General features: G+C 34.5%; 27 protein-coding genes and 1 riboswitch. Of the genes, 17 read left to right on the forward strand and 10 right to left on the reverse strand.

Features of this window, described 5'->3' with window-relative positions; translation table 11 throughout:
• Positions 1-23: 23 nt before the first annotated feature.
• Positions 24-617: a CatB-related O-acetyltransferase gene (locus ACPWSR_RS14705; RefSeq protein WP_426348982.1), complete on the forward strand. Its 594-nt coding sequence runs from the start codon at positions 24-26 to the stop codon at positions 615-617.
• A gap of 60 nt (positions 618-677) precedes the next feature.
• Positions 678-896, forward strand: coding sequence for a VOC family protein (locus ACPWSR_RS14710; protein ID WP_426351394.1), 219 nt, complete (start codon positions 678-680; stop codon positions 894-896).
• Between the two features lie 174 nt (positions 897-1070).
• On the opposite strand, the gene ACPWSR_RS14715 is transcribed toward ACPWSR_RS14710, so the two are convergent.
• Complete coding sequence (locus ACPWSR_RS14715) at positions 1071-1277, reverse strand: alpha/beta-type small acid-soluble spore protein (RefSeq protein ID WP_426348983.1); 207 nt, start codon at positions 1275-1277, stop codon at positions 1071-1073.
• Positions 1278-1356: 79 nt separating this feature from the next.
• On the reverse strand, positions 1357-2289 hold the full coding sequence (locus ACPWSR_RS14720) for a helix-turn-helix transcriptional regulator (protein ID WP_426348984.1): 933 nt from the start codon (positions 2287-2289) through the stop codon (positions 1357-1359).
• Between the two features lie 112 nt (positions 2290-2401).
• Between ACPWSR_RS14720 and ACPWSR_RS14725 the strand changes: the two genes are divergently transcribed.
• On the forward strand, positions 2402-2932 hold the full coding sequence (locus ACPWSR_RS14725; protein WP_426348985.1) for a dihydrofolate reductase family protein: 531 nt from the start codon (positions 2402-2404) through the stop codon (positions 2930-2932).
• A gap of 205 nt (positions 2933-3137) precedes the next feature.
• Complete coding sequence (locus tag ACPWSR_RS14730) at positions 3138-3887, forward strand: CPBP family intramembrane glutamic endopeptidase (protein ID WP_426348986.1); 750 nt, start codon at positions 3138-3140, stop codon at positions 3885-3887.
• A gap of 153 nt (positions 3888-4040) precedes the next feature.
• Here ACPWSR_RS14730 and ACPWSR_RS14735 read toward each other — a convergent pair whose 3' ends face one another.
• Both ACPWSR_RS14735 and ACPWSR_RS14740 read right to left on the reverse strand, forming a co-directional pair.
• Complete coding sequence (locus ACPWSR_RS14735; protein ID WP_426348987.1) at positions 4041-4409, reverse strand: iron chaperone; 369 nt, start codon at positions 4407-4409, stop codon at positions 4041-4043.
• Positions 4410-4488: 79 nt separating this feature from the next.
• Positions 4489-4968, reverse strand: coding sequence for a GyrI-like domain-containing protein (locus tag ACPWSR_RS14740; protein ID WP_426348988.1), 480 nt, complete (start codon positions 4966-4968; stop codon positions 4489-4491).
• A gap of 107 nt (positions 4969-5075) precedes the next feature.
• Here ACPWSR_RS14740 and ACPWSR_RS14745 point away from each other — a divergent pair, with 107 nt between their 5' ends.
• The 3 genes from ACPWSR_RS14745 (at position 5076) to ACPWSR_RS14755 (ending at position 7853) form a co-directional block, all read left to right on the forward strand.
• Positions 5076-6047: a helix-turn-helix transcriptional regulator gene (locus ACPWSR_RS14745; RefSeq protein WP_426348989.1), complete on the forward strand. Its 972-nt coding sequence runs from the start codon at positions 5076-5078 to the stop codon at positions 6045-6047.
• Positions 6048-6172: 125 nt separating this feature from the next.
• Complete coding sequence (locus ACPWSR_RS14750) at positions 6173-6973, forward strand: SDR family NAD(P)-dependent oxidoreductase (RefSeq protein ID WP_426348990.1); 801 nt, start codon at positions 6173-6175, stop codon at positions 6971-6973.
• A 313-nt stretch (positions 6974-7286) separates the two neighbouring features.
• Positions 7287-7853 (forward strand): GNAT family N-acetyltransferase, encoded by a 567-nt coding sequence (locus ACPWSR_RS14755; protein WP_426348991.1) that lies wholly within the window; start codon positions 7287-7289, stop codon positions 7851-7853.
• Between the two features lie 112 nt (positions 7854-7965).
• Here ACPWSR_RS14755 and ACPWSR_RS14760 read toward each other — a convergent pair whose 3' ends face one another.
• Positions 7966-8139 carry a hypothetical protein gene (locus tag ACPWSR_RS14760; protein ID WP_426348992.1) on the reverse strand — a complete coding sequence of 58 codons (174 nt, stop codon included), beginning with the start codon at positions 8137-8139 and terminating at the stop codon, positions 7966-7968.
• 299 nt (positions 8140-8438) lie between these two features.
• Between ACPWSR_RS14760 and ACPWSR_RS14765 the strand changes: the two genes are divergently transcribed.
• From ACPWSR_RS14765 to ACPWSR_RS14785, 5 genes are all read left to right on the forward strand, one after another.
• Positions 8439-9131: a response regulator transcription factor gene (locus tag ACPWSR_RS14765; protein WP_426348993.1), complete on the forward strand. Its 693-nt coding sequence runs from the start codon at positions 8439-8441 to the stop codon at positions 9129-9131.
• A gap of 87 nt (positions 9132-9218) precedes the next feature.
• Positions 9219-10142, forward strand: coding sequence for an ATP-binding cassette domain-containing protein (locus tag ACPWSR_RS14770; RefSeq protein WP_426348994.1), 924 nt, complete (start codon positions 9219-9221; stop codon positions 10140-10142).
• Positions 10135-10890 carry an ABC transporter permease gene (locus ACPWSR_RS14775; protein ID WP_426348995.1) on the forward strand — a complete coding sequence of 252 codons (756 nt, stop codon included), beginning with the start codon at positions 10135-10137 and terminating at the stop codon, positions 10888-10890. The genes ACPWSR_RS14770 and ACPWSR_RS14775 overlap by 8 nt, the downstream gene beginning before the upstream one ends.
• Positions 10891-10906: 16 nt before the next feature.
• Positions 10907-11809, forward strand: a complete 903-nt coding sequence (locus tag ACPWSR_RS14780) for a sensor histidine kinase (RefSeq protein ID WP_426348996.1) — start codon at positions 10907-10909, stop codon at positions 11807-11809.
• A 21-nt stretch (positions 11810-11830) separates the two neighbouring features.
• Positions 11831-13273, forward strand: coding sequence for a serine hydrolase domain-containing protein (locus tag ACPWSR_RS14785; protein WP_426348997.1), 1443 nt, complete (start codon positions 11831-11833; stop codon positions 13271-13273).
• Here ACPWSR_RS14785 and splB read toward each other — a convergent pair.
• The 3 genes from splB to ACPWSR_RS14800 form a co-directional block, all read right to left on the reverse strand.
• The gene (splB, locus tag ACPWSR_RS14790; protein ID WP_426351395.1) at positions 13266-14288 is read right to left on the reverse strand and encodes a spore photoproduct lyase; all 1023 of its coding nucleotides are present in this window, start codon (positions 14286-14288) and stop codon (positions 13266-13268) included. The genes ACPWSR_RS14785 and splB overlap by 8 nt on opposite strands.
• Positions 14289-14360: 72 nt before the next feature.
• Positions 14361-15575: an NAD(P)/FAD-dependent oxidoreductase gene (locus tag ACPWSR_RS14795; RefSeq protein ID WP_426348998.1), complete on the reverse strand. Its 1215-nt coding sequence runs from the start codon at positions 15573-15575 to the stop codon at positions 14361-14363.
• Between the two features lie 205 nt (positions 15576-15780).
• A complete protein-coding gene (locus ACPWSR_RS14800; RefSeq protein WP_426348999.1) occupies positions 15781-16263 on the reverse strand; it encodes a staygreen family protein in 483 nt (160 codons plus the stop codon).
• A gap of 155 nt (positions 16264-16418) precedes the next feature.
• On the opposite strand from ACPWSR_RS14800, the gene ACPWSR_RS14805 reads away from it, so the two are divergent.
• On the forward strand, positions 16419-16769 hold the full coding sequence (locus ACPWSR_RS14805) for a YciI family protein (protein ID WP_426349000.1): 351 nt from the start codon (positions 16419-16421) through the stop codon (positions 16767-16769).
• 71 nt (positions 16770-16840) lie between these two features.
• On the opposite strand, the gene ACPWSR_RS14810 is transcribed toward ACPWSR_RS14805, so the two are convergent.
• Positions 16841-17188, reverse strand: a complete 348-nt coding sequence (locus tag ACPWSR_RS14810) for a DUF5658 family protein (RefSeq protein ID WP_426349001.1) — start codon at positions 17186-17188, stop codon at positions 16841-16843.
• Positions 17189-17481: 293 nt separating this feature from the next.
• Between ACPWSR_RS14810 and ACPWSR_RS14815 the strand changes: the two genes are divergently transcribed.
• From ACPWSR_RS14815 to ACPWSR_RS14830, 4 genes are all read left to right on the forward strand, one after another.
• On the forward strand, positions 17482-18324 hold the full coding sequence (locus ACPWSR_RS14815) for an aldo/keto reductase (RefSeq protein ID WP_426349002.1): 843 nt from the start codon (positions 17482-17484) through the stop codon (positions 18322-18324).
• A 156-nt stretch (positions 18325-18480) separates the two neighbouring features.
• Entirely contained in the window at positions 18481-19068 is a 588-nt protein-coding gene (locus ACPWSR_RS14820) for a DUF4397 domain-containing protein (RefSeq protein WP_426349003.1), read from the forward strand.
• 467 nt (positions 19069-19535) lie between these two features.
• Entirely contained in the window at positions 19536-21731 is a 2196-nt protein-coding gene (gene katG / locus ACPWSR_RS14825; protein ID WP_426349004.1) for a catalase/peroxidase HPI, read from the forward strand.
• A gap of 95 nt (positions 21732-21826) precedes the next feature.
• Positions 21827-22114, forward strand: a complete 288-nt coding sequence (locus ACPWSR_RS14830; protein ID WP_426349005.1) for a DUF4491 family protein — start codon at positions 21827-21829, stop codon at positions 22112-22114.
• A 99-nt stretch (positions 22115-22213) separates the two neighbouring features.
• Here ACPWSR_RS14830 and ACPWSR_RS14835 read toward each other — a convergent pair whose 3' ends face one another.
• Entirely contained in the window at positions 22214-22861 is a 648-nt protein-coding gene (locus ACPWSR_RS14835) for a YjgB family protein (protein WP_426349006.1), read from the reverse strand.
• A gap of 175 nt (positions 22862-23036) precedes the next feature.
• Positions 23037-23142, forward strand: a riboswitch (SAM riboswitch).
• Positions 23143-23219: the final 77 nt, after the last annotated feature.

Raw genomic sequence — 23219 nt, forward strand, 5'->3', positions numbered from 1 at the left:
AAAAGGAATGGGAGATAAATTTAATGATAGGACCAGATAAGAAAAAATTATATCCAAATGAGAACATAAAAACCGTTTGTTATATAAGTAATTTGCCTAGTAGGCCTAATGTAGAAATTGGGGATTATACTTATTATAGTGATAATAAAAAGTCTCCTGAGAAGTTTTATGATAATATAGAGCATCATTATGAATTTTTAGGGGATAAGCTAATAATAGGAAAGTTCTGCGCAATTGCAGAGGGTGTTACAACCTATCAATTTAATATCTTTGGAGCTGGCTGGGAAAAGGTCACACCAACAGCAGAACAATTGCCTTTCAAGGGAGACACTGTGATAGGTAATGATGTGTGGATAGGTAAAAATGTTACTATTATGCCAGGAGTTAAGGTTGGTGATGGAGCTATTATCGCTGCCAACTCTACTGTAGTGAAAAACATTGAGCCATATACCATTTATGGAGGAAATCCAGCAAAATTTATTAAAAAACGCTTTAGTGATGAAAAAATTGAATTTTTACTTGAGCTTCATTGGTGGAACTGGGATGATGAGAAGATGTTCAATAATCTTGAATTACTAACATCTAAGGATGGATTGGATCAACTAAGCAACTTATAGATTATATGTTTCCAGAGCTTCCTGAACGTAAAACTAAAAAGAAATGATAATACTGTCAGCATATGGGAGAAGCTTTCTGCGGTGTCTGAAGCAGAAGAATGTGGATGGTTAAAGGATAAGTTCGGAGTATCATGGCAGGTTGTACCTACTAAAATGGATGAAATGCTAAGCTCAGGAACCAAGGAACAAATAAGCAGGTTAACCGAAGCCTTCTTGAATATGAAAAAATTTGACTTGGAAGCTTTACAAATAGCTTATGAAGGAAAAGGGTTAGATTAATAAGGTGATATTTATTCAAACGGGTTATCCGAGAGAAAAACCTTATCCACCTTGTGACAAGGATTCAGATTCAGGTTGTAGGTAACTTGATATTTCATGTCCTGTATTTTCTCAAAATTCATTTATGATTAGAAGGGTGCCCTTGTTAGGCACCCTTAGTTAAATCAAGAAAAGCTATTTATCTACCAATTTCCTTTCAAATTCCTCAACCATCATCTTAGTCATATTTCCACCAATAGGACCTCCAATATGGCCGTTCGATCTTGAGCTTTTATTTCCCTTATATTCATCATTAAGCTTCAGACCAAATTCATTGGCATATTCTGTTTTAATCTTATCCAGCTCTTCCTTGGCTTCTGGAACTAGTGGCCTTCTACTCATAATCTAACACCTCCATATCAGTATTAGTTTTATATTTTTTTAATAATATATACTTAGCAAATTAAGTGGAAAGGTAAAGTTACTCTACATATAGCTTTGCAATACTCGCAGACAAGCTTCCTATATAATCCCTTACATGCTTTGGTGCTATACATTCACACTTATCGCCAAATTGAAAAATGCTTTTATAGCCGTCCTCATTATCCATTATGGTAACCTTTGCCGTGTAATATCCATCCTTTAAACTTTCAATTACACCATCGCCACAATAGCCTATTATGTCCGTCTTGTTGTCTTCATGAAAGAGAAGTGTAACTTCTACCTTTGGTGCTGTCTTATAAAAGCTTTCATTAAGCTTTGAAAAATCAATTTCACGTGGCTCAAAGGTCCTATATGTTTCCGAAACCTTTTCAATTCTATAAAAACGAAATGTGCGCAGTTCTTTTCTTAATAAGCAATACCCTTGTAAGTACCAAACCTTATTTTTGTTGAGCAAGCGGTACGGCTCTATCTCTCTTATAGTTGAGCTTCCTTTATGATCTTTATATTCAATTATAAGTATTTGTCTTTCTGCAATAGCCTTCTTAAATATGTTAAAATACCCTTCATGCCTACTGTCGTCTATCCAAGGGGACATATCTAAAACTATTTCATTAGCTTTTTGCTCAAATTCCTCTAGCTGTTCCTCCGGAACCAATCCTTTAATTTTAGCGATTGTATTTTTAACATCACTATCAGATAAAATGCTGTGGAAGCCTTCTAATCCTATGAGTAGAGATGTAAGGTCAGGTACTGTGAACAAGCGCTTATCAACGCGATATTCCTCCATTATCCCAATACCACCAGAAGGGCCTGTAGTAGTTATAATTGGAATACCAGCTTGATTAATGGTCTCAATGTCACGATAAATAGTTCGAGTGGACACTTCAAAAATCTTTGAAAGTTCTAAGGCTGTAATGTTTTTTCGCTGCAGTAGCAGCATTGTTATCGATATCAGACGATCTATTTTCATAATAATATCCTTTTAAGTTATTTTTTTACTAGTATAAATTGTTGACATATAGATGTCAATAATCTATGGTATCCTTTATTTAAGAATAATTAATTTAAAGGAGTGGTGGTTTATGGAACAACGTAAGTTAGTATTGTTTATTGCTTCAACCTTAGATGGATATATAGCAACAAAGGATCATAATCTGGATTGGCTTTTTAAGGTTGAGGGTGAAGGTGATAATGGAACATCGGAATTCTATAATACTATCGACACCATTATAATGGGAAGAACTACCTATGACTGGATTGTGGAACATGAAGAGGTTTTTACTTATAAAGATAAGGAATGTTACATTTATTCTAGGACAGTAAAAAAAGATGATAAATATGTAACCTTCACCAGTGAAGATGTTTCTGAACTTTCCAAGAAATTGAAGAATAAGGGTGGAAAGAATATATGGCTCATGGGAGGAAGTCAGTTAATTTCTAGCTTCATTAAAGAAAAATTAGTTGATGAAATTATAGTTACTATAGCTCCTGTTTTATTAGGAGATGGTATTTCCCTGTTCAAGAAAAATGATTTCGAAACACTTTTAAGATTAAAAAGCATAAATAGATTTAATCAATTTGTGGAGCTTCGTTATGATGTTTTAAAGGATTAGATAGGTTAAAGGTTTCTATGGTTTTTGATAAAATTCGATACCAATAGATATTCCTACAGACTGAATATTCTAGAGAAAATTTAATTAGAATAAAATTACATATTTTACATAATATGTAGTATAATGATGTTAAGGTGCAAAGCAGATAGCGTTACATTTTTGTCATGCTATTGGGCTAATATTTTGCAGAATAGGGGGATAAAAATTGTTAAAAAAGTTATATGAAAAGGATGCTGTTAAGCATTCACTTATTTGGTTGGGGATATATCTCATAGTTAACACAATCACTGGTAACATCGCTAGTGCAATGGACATTGACTATAATATGATAACTGCTATACCTAATTTGATAATTTCAGTAATATGCTATTATTATCTGAAAAGAACAGGAATTGCAGAAGATATTGGATTGCTCACTAAGGCAACAGAAAAAAGCTCTTCAATGCTTTATTATATTCCTTTACTTTCACTTCCCTTTTTAAATTTATTTTATGGCATTAATACTTCATTCAAAGTAGGCGAAATTATCCTTATACTAGCCATGTATATTGGTGTAGGCTTTATGGAGGAAATAATATTTAGAGGACTTATGTTCAAAGCGTTGCTGAAGAAATGGAACCGTTTTGTAGTGGTTGCTTTTATATCCTTTACCTTTGCAATTGGCCATATAATGAGTATGGTAGCAATTAATCAATCAGGAATGGATACGGTGCTTCAGATACTAAATTCCCTTGTGGTAGGTTTTATGTTTATGATAGTTGTGCTAGCTAGCAATAATCTGACAATATGTATTATTGCTCATATATTGTATAATTTCCTTGCCACTATATCCTTGGTGGGCAATACTCATATAGAAATAATTATAGTTAATGCTATAATAACAGCGATTTATTTTGTCTATCTATTATTCCGTACCAAAACTACAAAGGAGTATTTTAGTAAAGCAAATATTTAAGACGCTTTTTTTAAAGGATTATATATATACTTATAAAATTTATTCGGTTATTTTAAAATAAAGATTGCTACAGGATACCTTATCCTGTAGCAATCTTTATTTTTATATAGAGTCTAAATTATGTTTTGAGCATAGATAAATTTACACTGTATATTATCGCCAAAAAGTTGAGCAGTGAGACTTGTCCAGTATATTGAATTCAATGATTTGATGTAGTAATTGATAATCAACACTCTGATCCCACCTGATACGAAATAACCCTTTTGTGTGATCATACCCAGCTTTTTCTATAGCATCAGCAAAATGATTTATCCCTGCATATTCAGGGGCTACGGCAATATGCTGTTTAGAAACACTAAAACCTATAATGTATGTACCGTGGTCTGAAAACATTGGTTGGTTCCACTTAACCACAGGCTCTAAACTTGGGAAATTCCTGTTAACCCAACTTAGAAGCTCTTCCATTCTTTTTTGTTGATTAGGATCTCCAAGCTTTTGTAGAAACTCTTTAAATATCTCCATATTGTTTCCTCCTGATAGGTTTCTAAAATACAATTTAATGTATTTCTATTGGAAGGGACTGTTTTCTCCCCAATTATAGCTATATTCTAACTACAGGAATCCACATTTCACCGGTAAACAAGCTGTCTTTCTTTCCTGTAACGACTGCAGTGTTTGGGCCACCAACATAGGCATAGCTTTCTACTTCATAGAGAATCTCTCCAAAGGTTAAATCCGTAAGCTTTTTAAAGAGCTCATAAGCTGTAGAAGCTTCTCCCTTAACAACAATGTATTCCCCTTCAGGAAACTGTATGTTTCTAATTGCTTCAGGCAAGGATGATTTTGTCATAACTCCAGCATAATGCATCATCTTGTTATTAACTGCTTCATTCACTGCGAAAATATAGTCATTTGTAGCTATGGCTTTTAATTTTTCAAGGGTACCATCCTGGCTGATAGTTTGCCAAAACTCTGATTTTTCCTTGTCTATCCCAAGAGAGTCAGTATAATCACTCTTAAGCTCAGTACCTATACCTAGTACAGTAAAGCTGTCCTTTTCTTCTATGTTATACTTTGTCATATTAAAAACCACCTCTTTAATTTATTTCAAATGACTTGTATCCTTCACTTGATGATTATATAATATCTTTAAATAATGTCAAAAAGTGGTACTATTTAGAGGTGATCATGAAAAAAGTTGAACGGATTAATGTCATTATGAGGTATGTAAACAATCGCTCGCATTTTACAATTTCAGAAATCATGAGAGAATTTAATATCTCACGCTCAACAGCTATTAGGGACATAAGAGAAATTGAAGCTATGGGAATGCCCCTAGTGGTTGAAGTTGGTCGAGATGGGGGGTATTTCGTTATGCGCAATTCTGTCTTACCGGAGGTCCGTTTTACAGATAGTGAAATAAAAGCACTTTTTATTGCCTTTATGGCTACAAGAAATCAACAGCTGCCATATCTAAAGAGTCGTCAATCCTTAGCGGAAAAGCTACTTGGATTAATTTCAGAAAGCAGCCAAGATGATCTTGTTCTTCTAAATAAAATCTTTCTTTTTCAAGGAACAAATCCCAATAATCCAGATTTACTAGAGCTATCAGATCTTCCTCATCCCATGGTAGAAAAGCTCATAGAAGCACTTCTCTTAAATAGTTATTTATCCCTTACCATAAATGATGAAAAAATAATAAAGACATCCATTATTTATCTACTGCACCTGTATCAAGATAGAGGTCTGTGGTTTATCGAAGGCTTTAATTTAAAGGAAGAAAAAAAAGAGATTATCCCTGTAGACATCATAGAGGATGTTAAAACCTATTCAGGGAAAAGAAGCTTAAGTAAGAAAAAAATTTTAGATAAAATAAGAGAGCAGGATAGGTCTGTGAACCTGATCATGGAGCTAGGTCCAGCTTCTATAGCTCAGTTCAAAAAATACCATCCTTTAAAGGTGACAATTTTCTATACAAGTCCTTATCAAACCACAGCTATTCTGAAGACTTTTATTAATGTTGATAATTACGATGAAATCCTGGAAATGACTAATTGGATACTTTTTTTAGGAGAAGATATTAAAAACAAAGAAGCCCCTAAAGAATTACGTGAGAGGTTACAGGAGCAATTAAGCTTATTTAAAAAATTACAGCTATAATACCTCGAATAAAAATCTTAAGATATGTTGAGTTCTTGGAGGACAATTATTTTATAATTTAATTTTTAAGTTTGGTAAATACTTTACTTAAACACTAAATTAATTGACTTCCAGGAGGTATCATCATGAGTTTTCTTAAGAATAAAACAGCTATTATCACCGGTGCAGGTCGTGCAGTGCTTAGTGATGGACGGTGCGGTTCCATAGGATATGGTATTGCTATAGCATATGCCAAAGAAGGAGCGAACTTAATTATAACCGGTAGAAATAAAGAAAAGCTTGCTCAAGGAAAAGAAGAGCTGGAGAGACTGTATGGAATAAAGGTTATTGCAGCTGCTGCCGATATTAATGCTGCTGCTGATAATGAAGCAGTGGTTAAGGAGGTTATTAAAGAGGCTGTGGATGCCTTTGGTCGCATTGATGTCCTTGTTAACAATGCCCAGGCTTCCTATTCGGGAGTGACTTTGGAAGACCATACTACTGAGCAATTTAATCTAGCAATGTTTTCGGGCTTGTATGCTACTTTTTATTACATGAAAGCCTGCTATCCTTATCTCAAGGAGACAAAAGGCTCTGTGATAAACTTTGCCTCTGGTGCAGGTCTTTTCGGTAAATATGGTCAGAGCTCTTATGCAGCAGCAAAGGAAGGTATTCGTGGCCTTAGCCGTGTTGCAGCTATTGAGTGGGCTCCTGCTGGTATAAATGTTAATGTAATTTGCCCGCTAGCCTGGACTGCGCAGCTAGAAAAATTTAAAAATACTTATCCCGATGCTTATGAAAAAAATGTTGAGACTCCACCGGCTGGGCATTTTGCTGATCCTGAACTAGAAATAGGCCGTGTATGTGTGCAGTTAGCTAACCCTGACTTTAAATATATGACAGGAGAAACCATAACTCTAGAAGGAGGCTTAGGGCTTAGACCTTAGTCTCATTTGACTTATATAGTTTTGAGCAAGGCTCACCAAAAGGGTGAGCTAATTTTTTTTAGTAAATAAATGATAAAAAGTATAGCATCATAGGTTATTTAAAATACAGTATATATAATTAATTGTAAATATTAGCTATACTTGGGTATGCTGGGTAGTTTATAATTATAGGATAAATGCTGCAGAAATAAGCTAACAATACTATTAAGCTGAAGGCTATGTACTTAGAAGATACTCTTATAATCCATAATGGTAACGGAAGCTTACTTTGTTAGTCCTGCTAATACCTTTTATTGGGAAGTGGAGTGATTATATGATAAATTTTAAATATAAGCCTACTATAATAGGTAATAAAGTTGTACTTCGTCCTTTTTCTTCTGAAGACTTTGAATCCATAGTAGAATGCTTGAAGGATCCTATAGTGTTAAAGTTTACTGGAAGTGAAGGAGAATTTGATAGAGCTTCACTTATGAAGTGGTATAGTTCAAGAAATGATCAAATAGATCGTCTTGATCTAGCAATAGTAGACAAGCTTACTAATAATGTTGTAGGTGAGGTAGTATTAAATGAATATGATGAAGTAAAGCATAGCATGAACTATAGAATTCTTATTGGACCTAAGGGGAGAGATAAGGGTTTTGGTTCAGAAGCAACAGCTTTGATTGTAGATTATGTGTTTTTAAATACGGACCTTAAGCAATTAACATTAGGGGTATATGCCTTTAACCACAGAGGGAAAAGAGTTTATGAGAAGTCTGGTTTTGTATTAGAAAGCGTTGATAAAGATGATTTAGAATTTCAAGGGGAAATGATAGATTCATTTAATATGATATTAAAACGTGAGGATTGGGAAAAAAATAAAGAATTACGATCAAAATAATTCTATTTGATTTAGGAATTCATAAAAGGATTTTGTAGAGTGTTTTTCAAGTTAGGGAGTAGAATTAATAAGAAAGGGGATGTCGCACTAAAGCGACATCCCCTATTTTGTTTTAGTCTTTATAGCCAGATAATTGTTGACTTGCGGAATTGAGGGAATCTATTGCTGATTGGATTTTAGCCTTATTATCTGCTTTTTCTGCAGAACTAAGGGCCTGCTGTAATGATGTAATTGTATGCTGTACTGTTGTCATGCTTTGATCTACATATTGTTTAGCTTTTGGCATAGGTATTACCTCCCACATATTAATTTCATTAATAGTATGGTTCTATGAATATAAAAATATGTATTAATGCTATGGAAATTAGCTTTAATCTTGGTATAGGAGAATCTGCCAGAAAAAGGTGATTGAGATATATAACAGCATTATTTCTTCTATTTATTTGATATTTCTAGGAATTTCGCAATAGGTTTTAAGACGAGATACCCTTGAAGATGTGCTATAATACTGCTAATAATCTTATGGTAAATAATCCTATATATTTAAAATTTTTGATAAAATCAATGGGTAGGTGTTAAGAAGAAATGAATAATAGAATTTTAATATTAGTTATAGAAGATGATAGGGACATAAGTAATATGATTTGTGATTTGCTAAAACAGAATGGATATAACACGAAACCAGCTTATTCCGGTACTGAAGCATTAATGATATTTGATAATGAAATTGATTTAGTACTCCTTGATCTTATGCTTCCTGGGGTTAATGGTGAGCTGGTGCTTCAGCAAATTAGAAAACACAGTAATATTCCTGTTATTGGTCTCTCAGCAAAGAGTGATAAGACCTCAACAGTTAATCTCTTAAAGTTAGGGGCTGATGATTATATTGTAAAGCCTTTTAATAATGATGAGCTTTTAGCAAGAATTGAAGCTCAGCTGAGAAGGTATAAACAGAGTCCAAGCCTTCTAGTTGAGATTAATGAGATAACCTATAAGGATATTACAATTGATATAGAAAACTATACTGCAAGGGTTAAGGATATTCCTTTAAGTCTTACAAAAAGGGAGTTTATGATTCTTGAGCTCCTTATGAAATATCCAAAGAAGGTCTTTACCAAAGGAAATCTTTACGAGCATGTGTGGAGTGATAAATTTTTTGGAGATGAGAATACGGTAAATGTCCATGTGAGTAATATTCGCTCAAAGCTTGCAAAGGTAAATCCATCTGAGGAATATATACAGACGGTGTGGGGAATAGGCTATAAGATGAGAGAATAAACTTTAGACTTTCTTAATATTTACTTTAATGATTCTTATAGCCTGTGACTCATAATAAGCACATAAGCTGATGAGGAGAGTGATACCATGGCTGAATATATTTTACAGACCTTTAACCTTACAAAGAATTATGGAAGAAGCATTGCTGTTAGTAGTGTGAATATGAGGGTTAAAAAGGGTGACATATACGGTTTTATTGGGAGAAATGGTGCTGGTAAGACCACAATGATCAGAATGATTACAGGACTTGTTAAACCAACAAAGGGCGAAATTGAGCTGTTTTCACAAAAAGGTGAGAAGAATTTCAATAGCAGGTTAAATAGGATTGGAAGTATAATTGAGCATCCAGCCTTATATACAGAATTCACTGCCTATGAGAATATGGAGCTTCGAGGAAAGCTCATAGGAATCCCTGATAAGAAAATTATAGATAGTATATTAGAAACGGTAGAGTTATCGAATACAGGTAAGAAAAAGGTTAAGAATTTCTCCTTAGGAATGAGGCAGCGCTTGGGACTAGCTCTTGCACTCCTGGGAAATCCGGATTTTCTCATACTGGATGAGCCTACCAATGGATTAGATCCTGAAGGCATAATTAAAATGAGAATGCTATTAAAAAAGCTTAATGAAGAACAGGGGATGACAATTTTAATATCAAGTCATATATTAGGAGAGCTAGCAAAGCTTGCAACCTGCTATGGAGTAATCAATAACGGAGCATTAGTGGAGGAGTTTACAGATAAAGAATTGGAAGAGAGATGTAGAAAACACCTCAGCATTGTTGTAAGTGATGTATCTAGGAGTACCTTTGTACTAGAAAATATATTTAAAACAAAGAATTATCAGGTCCTTCCTGAGAATTTAATTAAGATTTATGATTTATTGGACATGTCTGGTGAGGTCTGTCTGGAGCTAGCAAAAAATAACGTTAAAATATATTCTATTGAGTCTGGAGGCGATGACTTAGAAGGGTATTTCATGAAGCTCATGGGAGGTGATAAGCATGCTTAATTTATTGAGAGCTGATTTTTATAAATTGAGACGAAGCAAATCCTATTGGATTTCATTAGGGGCTCTGGTAGCTATTGTGGCTTATATTGGAATAGATATTGGTTCCTTAGGAGACAAGAAAGAAGAGCTTAGTCCCTCTACAATTCATTGGATATATATGATGTTTAAAGAAAAAGCCTTTTTGCCATATTTTATGCCAGTGTTTCAGGGTATATTTATCACAATGCTCATAACAAAAGAGTACAACACCGGAACCATTAAAGATTCAGTTTCCTTAGGCTTTTCCCGCTGGAAAATATATTTTTCTAAGCTAATCACTGTATCTCTGGGATCAATTTTAATGATGCTTTCTTCAGCATTTGTTACAGCTGTTACAGCTATTTTTGTTTTTGGCTTATATGGTACTTTTTCTCTTCAAGATTTGCTTTTATTGCTCCGAATGCTTTTAATCCATGGCTTATTATATTCAGCATATGGTTCAATATTTCTCATGACGGCATTTTTAATAAAAAATATTGGTGGAGCATTAGTATTTAATATATTTTTTAGCTTAATAATAGGATCTTTTGCTTCATTATTAGGTAACGGTTATATAGGAAGAATACTCCTAATTTCTAATTTCTCACCTACTGCTGTGCCCTATCCTCTAGGAATAGATTTAAAGCTAGCTATTGCAGCAGCCTTATCTTACCTGATTATCTTTACAGGTATAGGAGGAGTGACATTCAAAATTCTAGATATAAAATAGGATTGGAGGCAACCTTATGCTTTGGTTAATTATTATAATTCTTTTGCTAGTCATAGCAGTACTATGCTCCTATATTTTTCTTTACAAAAGTGAGCTTAAAAGCATTGTGAGCAAGCTTCAGTTCATTAGAGAGAATGAAACAAATATGAAGATCAATCTTCAGCTAAAATCCAAGGAGATAAAGGAGCTAGCAAATGAGCTGAATTATATAATTAACCATTATAAAATTGAAAAAACTTCTCTATCAAAGGCGCAGAGAGAATTTAAGGAAGAGATAACAAATATATCTCATGATTTAAGGACTCCTCTTACATCTATTTCTGGTTATGTACAGATGCTGGAGGCAGAGAATACCTCAAAGGAAAAGAAGAAGGAGTACTACAATATAATTAGAAGACGGATAGGAAGCCTTGTTCAAATGCTGGATGAATTTTTTGAATTTACTAGGATTGAAGCGAATGAATACCCCTTGCACATTGAAAGGATTAATGTGAACTCTCTCCTTACAGAGGTAATATCTTTATTTTACTATGATTTTATTTCAAAGGGGGAAGAACCAAGGATACAAATAGCTCCGGGGCCAACATATATAAGTGGAGATAAGGATGCACTAAAAAGAGTTTTTCAAAATCTAATAAAAAATTACTTAAACCATGGTGTTGGTAGTATAGCTATTTCAGTAAAAGAGGAAGAAAAACACATAAATATTTCTTTTAAAAATTATGCACCGGATATAGATAAGGAAGAGGCGGAAAAATTATTTATGCGATTTTACACTGGGGATAAATCAAGAACTACTAAAACAACGGGATTGGGTCTTGCCATTGTAAAAAATTTAGTTGTAAAAATGAATGGTAAAATTGAGGCCATGGTTGATGACTCATTTCTTATCATCAATATAAGCTTCAACAATAACTAAGACAAAAGAGGAGAGGGTAAAATGAGAAAAAGAATATATATCCTTAGTATACTGATAGGATATTTAGTTTCATTAGTTTTTTATCCATCAGCAGTTAATGCGGATACTGTTGTAGAAAAAGAAGCTATAGATGAATATGTAATGAGTTATTTGGAACGTAACGGGCTACCAGGGGCTGCTATTGTAATAGTGAAGGATGGAGAGGTGATATACGAAAAAGGATATGGACATGATTCTGCGGGAAAGGCACTAACAGAAAAGTCATTAATGAGAATAGGTTCTTCCTCGAAGCCCTTCACTGGATTTTCAGTTTTGCAGCTAGTAGAGAAAGGAAAAATCAATCTAGATGATCCAGTGGTAAAATATTTACCGGAGCTTACTATGGATGATGATAGATTGGATAAGATTACAATAAGACATTTGTTAAGCCATACCTCAGGAATTCCCAATCCCACAATCATAGAGCCAGCTAACACGATAAAGGAAGGTATTGAAAGGGTGAATAGCTGGAAGCTTCAGTGGGAGCCTGGAGAAAAATATTATTATAGCAATGCTAATTATTGGATTCTTGCTCGGTTGGTAGAAGTAGTGAGTGGAATGGATTTTCCTGAGTATCTAAAAGAAAAGATTTTTATTCCACTAGGAATGAAGGATACACTAACAACTATAAACTCAGGTGATCCTGTTAAGGGTCTATCGAAAGGATACATAACAGCTTATGGCACAGCCCTTCCATGGTCAGAGCTTGAGCAAATGTTTGCTGGTGCTGGAGGAATAATTTCCACAGCGTCAGATATAGGAAAGTGGCTGGCCTTACACAGTAATGAAGGATTAATGGACAATGGAGAAAGATTAATATCAAAAGAATTGCTAGAAGAATCTCACTCTCCTCAACCTGGAAGTCCTAAATATGGTCTCGGCTGGTCCCTTAGCTCTAAGGAGGTAAAGCCACCAAGAATATCTCATAGTGGAGCACTATCAACTGTACAAGCACAACTAGATATTGTTCCTTCCAGTGGATATGCTATAGGGGTGCTACTTAATAGCTTTACCACAACAATAGAACATTCCTACGAGCTTAGCTCAGGGATTATCCAGTTGACAGAAGGTAGGATACCAGAAGATAATAGTCCAATGCCTAGACTAATTGATATGTCCTTAGGTTTAATTACAGTGATTTACCTGATTCTAGGCATAAGAGGGGTGAAAAGAAGCAGGGAATGGGCCAATAGACGTATGAAATATCCTGCTTGGAGATATTACCTTCGCCTACTGCCCCAGGTTGTTCCTACAGTTTTTATAGGATGGTTATTCTTTGTTGTTCCAAATCTGCAAAATAACAGCTCTACAATAAAAGATGCCTTCGGCCTTTGGATGGCTCTTATGGTTCTATTAACTATAGTGTTCCTAATAGGAGTTTTAGTTACAGCAATGAGAATATATTATAGGATAAAATTTAAATAATATACAAAAGTCTTTTATCCTTAAATAAGTCTTCTATTTCTTGTGAAAAAAATTCCTTTATTTCACTTAGACTTTCTTTTGGATATACATATTTACCGTAGCCAAATTGACCATATTTGAATTTGCGCTCTTCCTCATTCATTGGAAGCTCAGTATTGGGGAAGATCTCCAGTATTCTATTTTTGGCTACGGTAGTATATCTGTGAGATATAACCTCAAAGGTTACAGGGTGGCTTAAGTTATTTGGAATTTTGCTGCTTAAGGATAATAATAAATCGTGATACTCTTCCTTCCAATTAGGATAAATAAATACCGGTGCAACTAGAAAGCCCACAGGATAACCGGCCTGTGCTACCTTCATAGCAGCTTCTATTCTTTTATCACTGGAAGCAGTGAAATGCTCATATTTGTTGATGATAGAAGAGGTATTAATGCTAAATCTTACCTCTGTATGACCTTTGTGATCTAAATCTAGTAACGAATCAACATCATTATATTTAGTTACAAATCTAAATCTAGTTTTTGGATTATCACCAAAATGCTCGATAGCCTTTGCCAGAGAATGAGTACAATACTCCACAGGGAGAGGATCGGAGGTAGCAGAGCCTTCAAATATTGTTATGTCGGGCAATCTTTCCTTGACATATTTATCCGCTTGATTGAAGATATCATCTGTATTAACATGGACCTTTACAAAGGGCTTATCACCAAGCTGAGTGTTCAAATAGCAGTACTCACATTGACCCATGCATCCTGATATCAAGGGGAGCTGATAATGAGCGGAGGGCTTACAGGATTGAAACTTTAAGCTCTTTCTTATTCCAACCACCAGAGTCCTCTTTCCTTCTCTGTATTGAGAAAATAAGTCATTCCCTGGAATATGCTGTTTTAGTCTATTAGAGGTCAAGTTTATTATCTCAACGTTATCCTTATCCTTAAAAAGAGAATAAATTCTCTTGCCCATATCATAATCTAAGGAGCCTTTTTCAAATATTATTCTTTTGGGTTTAAACATATTTTTCACTAAATAAATCTCTTAAATATATGGATTTATTTTCTCCTTTATCCAGTTTCTCATATAGTAAGCTTAGTTATCAAATCTATCTACTTTAAAAAGCTTCATATCCTTATCTACTTCTCCAGAATATAATTTAGTTAACATCATTCCGCCTAGTATAGCAAAAAGTATTCCATTAGCTCCATAGCCTAAGCAATACCAGAGCTTAGAGTTATCAGGATCTTTTCCTATAAAGCCTAAATTATCTTGGGTAGAAGCAAAGGCGCCGCAGTATCTATATTCTATTTCAATTTTTAAATGGGGAAATAGGCTTTTAAGCCTCTGTTCTAATTTATTATAGCTATTAATACAGAGCTCCTCATTATAAATATCTGGTATGAAGTTAACATCCTCACCACCCATTATTAAGCGATTATCATTGGTTGCTCTAAAGTAATTGTAGGGAACCTTATTATCTTTAATAACTATGTTCTTATATATGTCATCTAGGTTTGCTATGGGCTTAGTTGCTATATTAAATGCTGTGCTTTTAGTTCCAAAGGCCCTTTTAGTGAAAAAACTTGTATTGTAGCCTGTAGCTACAATTATGATTTTTCCTTTAACCTTATATCCGTATATAGTTTCTACTGTAGCATCATTATCAGAGTATTTAATATCTATAACCTCAGTATTTTCGTATACCTTTAATCCCATCTTGCACCCTTCCTCAATTAATTGATGAGTGAATTTATAGGGATCAATTACAGCTCCTGCACCTTTGCCTAATACCCCAGATTTTAAATCGAAGGAAAAGGGATTATTAGCTTCATCAATGAATTCTACTGGTAATCCAGCTTCTTTTCTGAGGTAATACTCCTCCTCCATCACTTTGTTTTCGATTTTCTTTGAGGTATATAATAAGCTATCTACCTTCCTGTAGTCACATTTGTTTCCATGGTTAGCTATAAATTCTTGAATTTCATCTAAGGCTTTTACACCTAATTTATAGGATTTTATGATATTCTCTTTACTTGTATAGCTCATAAGATCTAAAGCATTGCTGTCAAGCTCGTATTCTAGTAGTGATGTGGTTATACTAGTGCTCCCATGTGCTATTCTTGATTTTTCTAGAATAACACAGGGTATATTACTTTTGCTGAAGTAGTATCCTAAAATTGCACCGGTTACACCGCCACCAATTATTATTACTTCTGCTCTTATATCTTCTGTTAAATACTCATATTGCTTAATATTTTTATTTATTCTTGTAAATAAACAATCGCCATGTACATATTGTATATTCATAATGAGCACCTATCCTGCTACATATAATTTATAGCAGAAGCCTTTCGAGGGTTTTAATATTATTTATATGTTTGTCCTTTATTATTTCCTAAAGTTTATCTATATATCCTAGGATTGTAGAATTATTTGTGATAAATTTTATAGAAAATATTCAATAAAAAATACTGATTTCAAATTTTGAAACCAGCATTATCAGCTTAGCAGATTATTTATATCCATAGTACCTTTTTGAGTCAGCTATCTCATAATCAGAAAATGTACCCCAGTTTTCTATTCTATTGAACCAAGGGGTAGAAGACCTGAAAAACACAAAAATTGACACCTGATTTAACTCAGGATAGGCTCTAAAAAATTTATCATCGCCATATCTGATAGCCTTCAGAGCTTTTGGAAGTTCACGGATAAAAACCTCATTTCTTATGGGAGCTTTTGAAGGATCAATAAATTGGCCATCAATATATAAATAAACATAATAATAGTAACAATTATTTAGGTTAACCCATTCTCCCAGAACTTCATCCCTCATTGCATTGATCTTGTCATAAGCATAGTTTGACCCTATAGTTAAGAAAAGCTGTGCTGTTATATCAGAATGGGTAAGGGTATAACGCCTAGGCATAATAGGTGCAGTAGGAGTAACCCCTTGTCTAAACTCTACTGTCAGTTTTTCAGTTTTAATTTCTCTCATTTGATTTACTCCTGTATAGTCTTCATTAAATATAATATGATAGCTAAAATTAATAGGTGAAAAGTTATTAGATAACATAAAAAGTATCTTTTAGAAAGTATTGACAGAAAATTCTATAAAAGGTATATTGTAAGAAAAACTAAGGAGGATGGTTTATGTTATTTATGCTAATTGTTAAAGCTTCAAAGAATTCTGAGGCTGGTAATTTACCTAGTAAAGAGCTTATGGAAGCTATGGATAAATTTAATGATGATTTAGATGAAGCTGGAGTGAAGGTTATGGCAAAAGGACTTCACCCTAGTTCCAATGGTATTAGAATTTCCTATGAAAAACCCGGTGAAGCTCCAGTGGTTACCCATGGTCCATTTTCAGAACCGAAAGATGTAACAGCTGGATTTTTCCTTATTGATGTAAAATCCAGGGAAGAGGCAATAGAATGGGCTATGAAAGCACCGGATCCTCAAGGAGATGGAGAAGGCCAGATTGAGCTCAGACAATTATATTAAATAGATATAAGAAAGGGCTGAAAATTACATTTTCAGTCCAATTTTATGATATTTTTTAGTAGAAAGGTGATTTACAAAAAGGTTAAGATGGCAATACCAAAAAAATGAGATATGTTGATTAATATATATAGAATTGCTACTAGGTTTATTGCATAGTTAGCTATTCTGCGCTGCTTATTTGTTGCCTTTATTATTCTCAGATATAGAACAGCAAGGAGTATAGCAGGCAGTATAATCTTTATTAAAAGAGCAGCTGCTGTATTATTCATTACCTCGGCCATTAAAACATTTGCTTCGAAATAATACCCCGTAGAAAGAAGTAAAAGAGTGAATATTAAATCGGCTACATTAAGAAGGTAAAGCAGTAATAATTTTGTTTTTATATTTACTAGGGAATAATCTAGAAAAAAACTTCTCATATAAACCACCTCAAATTTTAAAGGTAATATAACTTTAATAGCATTAATTCATAGTCTATAAGATCTATTATATTTTTACACAGGATATTCAAAAGAATGTATTCAAAAAATTATAGAATTAAATGTCCTTGTCATAAAGAAATAAGGTTGCTACGGTGAAGTCTATGTAGGAAATAAGATTTCACAGAATCTTAAATCTATACAATTGAGATAAGCTATATAATGGAGTAAATATATTACTTTAATATATTCTGAAGAAACAGATTAGTCCATCAATACTTAGGAGGGGAATTATGCTTGATGATAGATTATTACTAGAAAATGGTGTGGAAATTCCTGTAATAGGACTTGGTACCTGGCAGATACCTAATGATATTACAGCTCGTGTAGTTAAGGATGCACTAGAGGTAGGATACCGTCATATCGATACGGCTGCCCTGTATCGTAATGAGGAAGGGGTGGGAGAAGGAATTCTCGAATCTGGTATATCACGAAGGGATATATTTGTTACGTCAAAGATACATTCTTCCTGTAAAAGCTATGAGGGTGCAGTAGAAGCTATTGAAGAATCCCTGCGTAAGCTTAATACAGATTATATTGACCTGATGCTTATACATGCCCCTCGACCTTTTAATGAGATGGGTGAGCCTTCTGAAAAGAATTATAATAAAGAAAATATTGAGGTATGGAGAGCAATGAGTGAAGCCTATAGGGATGGGAAGCTTAGAGCTATTGGTGTGTCGAACTTTAGTTCAGAAGACATGGATAATATCATTCAGAACTCAGATATAAAGCCTATGGTAAATCAGATTCTTGTAAATATAACCCGTTATCCAAAGAAGCTGATAGAAGCATGCAATGAGCGAGGAATACTTGTAGAATCCTATTCTCCTAATGCTACTGGAAAGTTAAAGGGTGAAGAAATAAAGGAAATGGCAGATAAGTATGGATATACCATTCCTCAGCTTGGAAATCGATTTGATTATCAGCTGGGAACCGTTGTTCTTCCAAAGACTACCCATAAGGAATATATGATAGAAAACTTAAACATAGATATAGAAATTTCTAAGGAAGATATGGAAGTGCTTAAAGCTATGGGAGAATATGAAGGCTGGAAGGGATCTAACAGCGATTAACCTTGTCTTTCTTAAATGAACTTTAAAGTAAATCAATATTGTTAACTTTTTTATACCTGTTTCATATCATATAGTAGTTAATAATATAAAGGAAAGCTTATGTTTTATTGGCCATATTGCTATCAACCAACTAGCGATTGTTATAGAGCTAAACAAATGAATTCCCATATTAGAGTGTTCCATGCTTCTCCTAATTCTCCTGCAGTAGATGTATATGCTAATGGGAACATGATTGTAAAAAACCTTTCTTATAAGGAAGTATCCCAGTATCTACCTGTTCCTGCAGGAACCTATAATATTACCGTTTATCCTACTGGTCAGATGAATAAACCTGTTATAAATACTATGTTAAGCATTCCTGAAAATAGCGTATTTACTGTAGCTGCAATAGGAACACTTCCTGGTATTGGCTTATATCCTATCCCTGAACCAATGATGGGTGAAAAAAGTGGGAGGCCTTGTGTAAGATTTGTTCATCTTTCCCCCAATGCACCAGCGGTAGATATTAGGTTAGAAGATGGCACCAATGTATTTAGTAATGTTTCCTACATGGGTATAACAGACTATGCCTGCGTTCCTGCAGGAACCTATAATTTCAATGTAAATGTTGCCGGCACTAATAATACAGTTTTAACAGTTCCCAATGTTAGACTGGATAACAACAAATACTATACAATTTATGCCGTAGGTCTTGTTGGAATGTCTCCACCATTAGATGCTGTGCTGTTAACAGAGCCAAGGTGATTAAATAAAACCCTAGCATTCTATTATAAATGGCAGGATGTTTAATGACTAAATAAGAATAAGCAAAATAAGTCGCCTTAAGGCGACTTATTTTTTTACTTAACATTCTATATCCTAATAAGATAATAGAAGCATGCAACTAGTGAGGAAGATTGTAGGAGAAATAAATGTATTTGATATAAAAAATGGTTAAATAATATTGTCAAAATAATAAATAAATGTGTATAATTATATCAGAATAATGATAATTTTATGATAAAATATCAAATAATACTTAATAAAAATACAACTATATTAATATGATTAAATAAAATTATATAATAATGTAATGTTTCAGTTGTAAATAGACATTTACAATCCGTTGACTTTCTAATCTTGGCTATATTTTAACAAAAAATTAAGCCGATATTTGAAGGCGGTTTCTAATACGCTTTTTAAATATATTTAAAGGTGAAGGAGGATTAATAATGGGTGAAATGAAATGTCCAGTAACGGGGAGAACAGCTACAACTACAGCGGGTATTAGCAGAACAAACAATGTTTGGTGGCCTGATCAATTGAATTTAAAGCTCCTTAGACAGAACTCTACTTTGAGTAATCCAATGGGGAAAGACTTTAAGTATTCTGAGGAATTTAAAAAACTAGATCTTGGCGCAATTAAAAAGGATTTATATGCTTTGATGACTGATTCACAGGATTGGTGGCCTGCAGATTATGGTCACTATGGCCCTCTTTTTATCCGTATGGCATGGCATAGTGCCGGTACCTATAGAATGGGAGATGGACGTGGGGGCTCCAGCGATGGAACACAGCGTTTTGCGCCACTTAATAGCTGGCCTGATAACGCAAACCTTGATAAGGCTCGTCGCCTTCTTTGGCCTATAAAGAAAAAATATGGCGATAAGATATCTTGGGCTGATTTAATGATACTCGCTGGAAACTGTGCACTGGAATCCATGGGCTGTAGGACCTTTGGCTTTGCTGGAGGTCGTGAGGATGTATGGGAACCACAGGAGGATGTATATTGGGGGTCTGAAAGTGAATGGTTGGGTGATAATCGCTATTCTGGTGAAAGAAATCTTGAAGATCCCCTTGCTGCTGTTCAGATGGGATTAATTTATGTTAATCCCGAAGGACCAAATGGTAATCCTGACCCAGTGGCCTCAGCTAAGGATGTGCGAGAAACCTTCGCCCGTATGGCCATGAATGATGAGGAAACTGTTGCACTTATAGCTGGTGGACATACCTTTGGTAAATGTCATGGAGCCGGTCCCGCAACCCATGTAGGACCAGAGCCAGAAGCAGCTCCTATAGAGCATCAAGGTCTTGGGTGGATAAGTACTTTCCGTAGTGGTAAAGGAGCAGACACCATTACTAACGGTATTGAAGGAGCCTGGAAGCCTAATCCTACTACCTGGGATATGGGATATTTTAAGGTGATGTTTAAATATGACTGGCAGCTTGTTAATAGCCCTGCCGGAGCAAAGCAGTGGATACCTAAAAATAAAGTAGATGAGGAAGACTTGGTTGTGGAGGCTCATGATCCTTCTAAAAAGGTAAAGCCTATGATGACCACAGCAGATCTGGCACTGCGCTTTGATCCTCAATATGAAAAAATTTCTCGTAGATTTTTAGAAAATCCAGAGGAATTTGCTGATGCCTTTGCTCGTGCTTGGTTTAAGCTTACGCATCGTGATATGGGACCTCGTTCACGTTATCTTGGTCCTGAGGTACCAAAAGAAGAGCTTATTTGGCAGGATCCTGTTCCTGTTGTAGACCATGAACTAATTGATTCACAAGATATTGAGGAGCTTAAAGGCAAGATAGTAGCATCAGGTCTTTCTGTTTCTCAGCTGGTAGGAGTGGCTTGGGCTTCAGCTTCAACCTTCCGTGGTTCTGATAAACGTGGAGGGGCTAATGGGGCTAGAATACGTTTTGAACCGCAGAGAAGCTGGGAGGTGAATCAGCCTGAGCAGTTAGATCATGTTCTTGGGGTGCTGGAAAAGATTCAGGAGGATTTCAATGGAGCACAGCAAGGAAATAAAAAGGTTTCATTAGCAGATCTTATAGTTCTCGGTGGATGTGTAGGTGTAGAAAAGGCAGCTAAGAATGCAGGTTATGATATCACAGTTCCTTTCAAACCAGGAAGAACTGATGCTCTGGAGGAGAAGACTGATATTGATTCCTTTAAAGTCTTAGAGCCTAGATATGATGGGTTTAGAAACTATCAAAAGGTTAAATCTCCTATACCTGCTGAAAAACTATTAATTGATCGTGCGCAGCTTTTAACTCTAACTGCACCTGAGATGACAGTTTTAATTGGTGGAATGCGTGTACTAAATACTAATTTTGGTCAATCTCAGCACGGTGTGTTTACTAATAGGCTGGAGGCTCTAACCAATGATTTCTTTGTAAACCTTTTAGATATGAATAATCAGTGGAAGCCAACCTCTGAGGATAAGGATATTTTTGAAGTTCGTGATAGAAAAACTGGAGAGGTAAAGTGGACTGCAACTAGAGTAGATCTTATCTTTGGTTCAAATTCTGAGCTTAGAGCCATAGCAGAGGTTTATGGAAGCGATGATGCAGAGGAGAAATTTATTAATGACTTTGTTTCAGCCTGGAATAAGGTAATGAATGCAGATCGTTTTGATCTTCTCTAACAGAAAGTATAAATAATCACTGCAGACTTATAGAGGGTGGCCAAGCTGCCCTCTTGATTTTTAATAAATCTATCTATAAGGAGGTTATGTTAGGTATGAATTTTCAAGGATTAATAATAGGAGCAATTGCCTTTGCTATAATAGGAATTTTCCATCCAATTGTAATTAAATCTGAATACTATATAGGAAAAAAGATATGGCCGCTGTTTTTATTAGTTGGATTGCTTTTAATAGTTTTATCTATCTATATTGATAATATAACACTTTCTGCAATTACAGGTATTACAGGATTTTCTTCCTTATGGAGCATACTAGAGCTTTTTGAACAAGAAGAAAGGGTTAAAAAAGGATGGTTTCCTAGTAATCCTAATAAGAAATCATAAATAACAAGGACAATCTTATGATTGCATTGGTTTATAACGGTAAAAATACAAAAAATAAGTCGCTTTAAGCGACTTATTTGCTGTGACTCAAATATTATGCTACCATTCTCTTCCCGGATCATTAGCCATTTGGTTAACTGTGCCTCTTGGATAAAACACTGAATAATGATCCATCAAAGGGTCAGGACTGCTGGTAGTTGGTTCAGGAAATACCAGTAATATTTTAAACTCCTCATTTACTACATATCCTATTATCTCTTCACCATTAACTTTCACATCATAGTCAGGGGTCCCGAAGATATTTTTAACCTCTGAAAGTGGGATTTTCTTTATTTCACTATCAAAGGATCTTATTTCAAAAAGTTGAGAGCCTTTATTCCATCCGAAGCCTATTCCCTTACTTGGATAAGTAGAATATGTACCTTTAGCCTCAGGAATCCAATCTGAAGTCTCTGGTTCTCCCCATTCCTTCTCAACATCTTCAATTACATTAGTTTTTAATGTAAAGCTAATATTTATAACTTTTCCTTCCTTAGCGAGGTTCATAATGGTATCTAGAAGGATCTTTTTTGAATCATCCGATTGGCTAGGTTGTTCTTCGGAGGTATCATCTGGAGTTTGGATTCCATTGCCTGGTGGAGAGGGATTGTCATTATCATCATTACTAACACACCCAGTAATTAAAGTTAAGGTCATGAAAAAGGTAATTAACAATTTCAATAATATGCTATTTTTCGTTACAGTCATTATTTAGTCCTCCGGTTTAATATGGCTTTGGTTAAGATAAATATGTTTCTTTGTGTAATATTATATACGAAAGCAAAAAAAGGAAAGTTACAAATAAAATTTCATAGTTTTGCAAATAAACATTGACAATTATTATAATTTAAATTATTATTAGAAAATAATAATTATTAAATAAATCTTATAAAGAGTTGTGGAGGGACTGGCCCTGTGAAGCACGGCAACCGGAACTTAAAAGTTCGAGGTGCTAAATCCTGCAAACCAAATGGTTTGAAAGATAAGAGATTATATGGTTGATTATAGCCTGCTTTCTTATCTTAGAAAGCAGGCTTTTTAAATGCCTAAAAAATTTAATATGGAT

Origin of the sequence: Alloiococcus sp. CFN-8 (assembly GCF_049943125.1) — a bacterium.
GTDB lineage: Bacteria > Bacillota > Clostridia > Clostridiales > Clostridiaceae > JAEXZL01.

What these genes read in the sequence shown, in the direction of transcription:
- ACPWSR_RS14705 (WP_426348982.1), top strand. Translation starts at nt 24, where the DNA reads ATGATAGGACCAGATAAGAAAAAATTATATCCAAATGAGAACATAAAA.
- ACPWSR_RS14715 (WP_426348983.1), bottom strand. Translation starts at nt 1,277, where the DNA reads ATGAGTAGAAGGCCACTAGTTCCAGAAGCCAAGGAAGAGCTGGATAAG.
- ACPWSR_RS14720 (WP_426348984.1), bottom strand. Translation starts at nt 2,289, where the DNA reads ATGAAAATAGATCGTCTGATATCGATAACAATGCTGCTACTGCAGCGA.
- ACPWSR_RS14725 (WP_426348985.1), top strand. Translation starts at nt 2,402, where the DNA reads ATGGAACAACGTAAGTTAGTATTGTTTATTGCTTCAACCTTAGATGGA.
- ACPWSR_RS14735 (WP_426348987.1), bottom strand. Translation starts at nt 4,409, where the DNA reads ATGGAGATATTTAAAGAGTTTCTACAAAAGCTTGGAGATCCTAATCAA.
- ACPWSR_RS14740 (WP_426348988.1), bottom strand. Translation starts at nt 4,968, where the DNA reads ATGACAAAGTATAACATAGAAGAAAAGGACAGCTTTACTGTACTAGGT.
- ACPWSR_RS14745 (WP_426348989.1), top strand. Translation starts at nt 5,076, where the DNA reads ATGAAAAAAGTTGAACGGATTAATGTCATTATGAGGTATGTAAACAAT.
- ACPWSR_RS14750 (WP_426348990.1), top strand. Translation starts at nt 6,173, where the DNA reads ATGAGTTTTCTTAAGAATAAAACAGCTATTATCACCGGTGCAGGTCGT.
- ACPWSR_RS14755 (WP_426348991.1), top strand. Translation starts at nt 7,287, where the DNA reads ATGATAAATTTTAAATATAAGCCTACTATAATAGGTAATAAAGTTGTA.
- ACPWSR_RS14760 (WP_426348992.1), bottom strand. Translation starts at nt 8,139, where the DNA reads ATGCCAAAAGCTAAACAATATGTAGATCAAAGCATGACAACAGTACAG.
- ACPWSR_RS14765 (WP_426348993.1), top strand. Translation starts at nt 8,439, where the DNA reads ATGAATAATAGAATTTTAATATTAGTTATAGAAGATGATAGGGACATA.
- ACPWSR_RS14770 (WP_426348994.1), top strand. Translation starts at nt 9,219, where the DNA reads ATGGCTGAATATATTTTACAGACCTTTAACCTTACAAAGAATTATGGA.
- ACPWSR_RS14775 (WP_426348995.1), top strand. Translation starts at nt 10,135, where the DNA reads ATGCTTAATTTATTGAGAGCTGATTTTTATAAATTGAGACGAAGCAAA.
- ACPWSR_RS14780 (WP_426348996.1), top strand. Translation starts at nt 10,907, where the DNA reads ATGCTTTGGTTAATTATTATAATTCTTTTGCTAGTCATAGCAGTACTA.
- ACPWSR_RS14785 (WP_426348997.1), top strand. Translation starts at nt 11,831, where the DNA reads ATGAGAAAAAGAATATATATCCTTAGTATACTGATAGGATATTTAGTT.
- splB (WP_426351395.1), bottom strand. Translation starts at nt 14,288, where the DNA reads ATGTTTAAACCCAAAAGAATAATATTTGAAAAAGGCTCCTTAGATTAT.
- ACPWSR_RS14795 (WP_426348998.1), bottom strand. Translation starts at nt 15,575, where the DNA reads ATGAATATACAATATGTACATGGCGATTGTTTATTTACAAGAATAAAT.
- ACPWSR_RS14800 (WP_426348999.1), bottom strand. Translation starts at nt 16,263, where the DNA reads ATGAGAGAAATTAAAACTGAAAAACTGACAGTAGAGTTTAGACAAGGG.
- ACPWSR_RS14805 (WP_426349000.1), top strand. Translation starts at nt 16,419, where the DNA reads ATGTTATTTATGCTAATTGTTAAAGCTTCAAAGAATTCTGAGGCTGGT.
- ACPWSR_RS14810 (WP_426349001.1), bottom strand. Translation starts at nt 17,188, where the DNA reads ATGAGAAGTTTTTTTCTAGATTATTCCCTAGTAAATATAAAAACAAAA.
- ACPWSR_RS14815 (WP_426349002.1), top strand. Translation starts at nt 17,482, where the DNA reads ATGCTTGATGATAGATTATTACTAGAAAATGGTGTGGAAATTCCTGTA.
- ACPWSR_RS14820 (WP_426349003.1), top strand. Translation starts at nt 18,481, where the DNA reads ATGAATTCCCATATTAGAGTGTTCCATGCTTCTCCTAATTCTCCTGCA.
- katG (WP_426349004.1), top strand. Translation starts at nt 19,536, where the DNA reads ATGGGTGAAATGAAATGTCCAGTAACGGGGAGAACAGCTACAACTACA.
- ACPWSR_RS14830 (WP_426349005.1), top strand. Translation starts at nt 21,827, where the DNA reads ATGAATTTTCAAGGATTAATAATAGGAGCAATTGCCTTTGCTATAATA.
- ACPWSR_RS14835 (WP_426349006.1), bottom strand. Translation starts at nt 22,861, where the DNA reads ATGACTGTAACGAAAAATAGCATATTATTGAAATTGTTAATTACCTTT.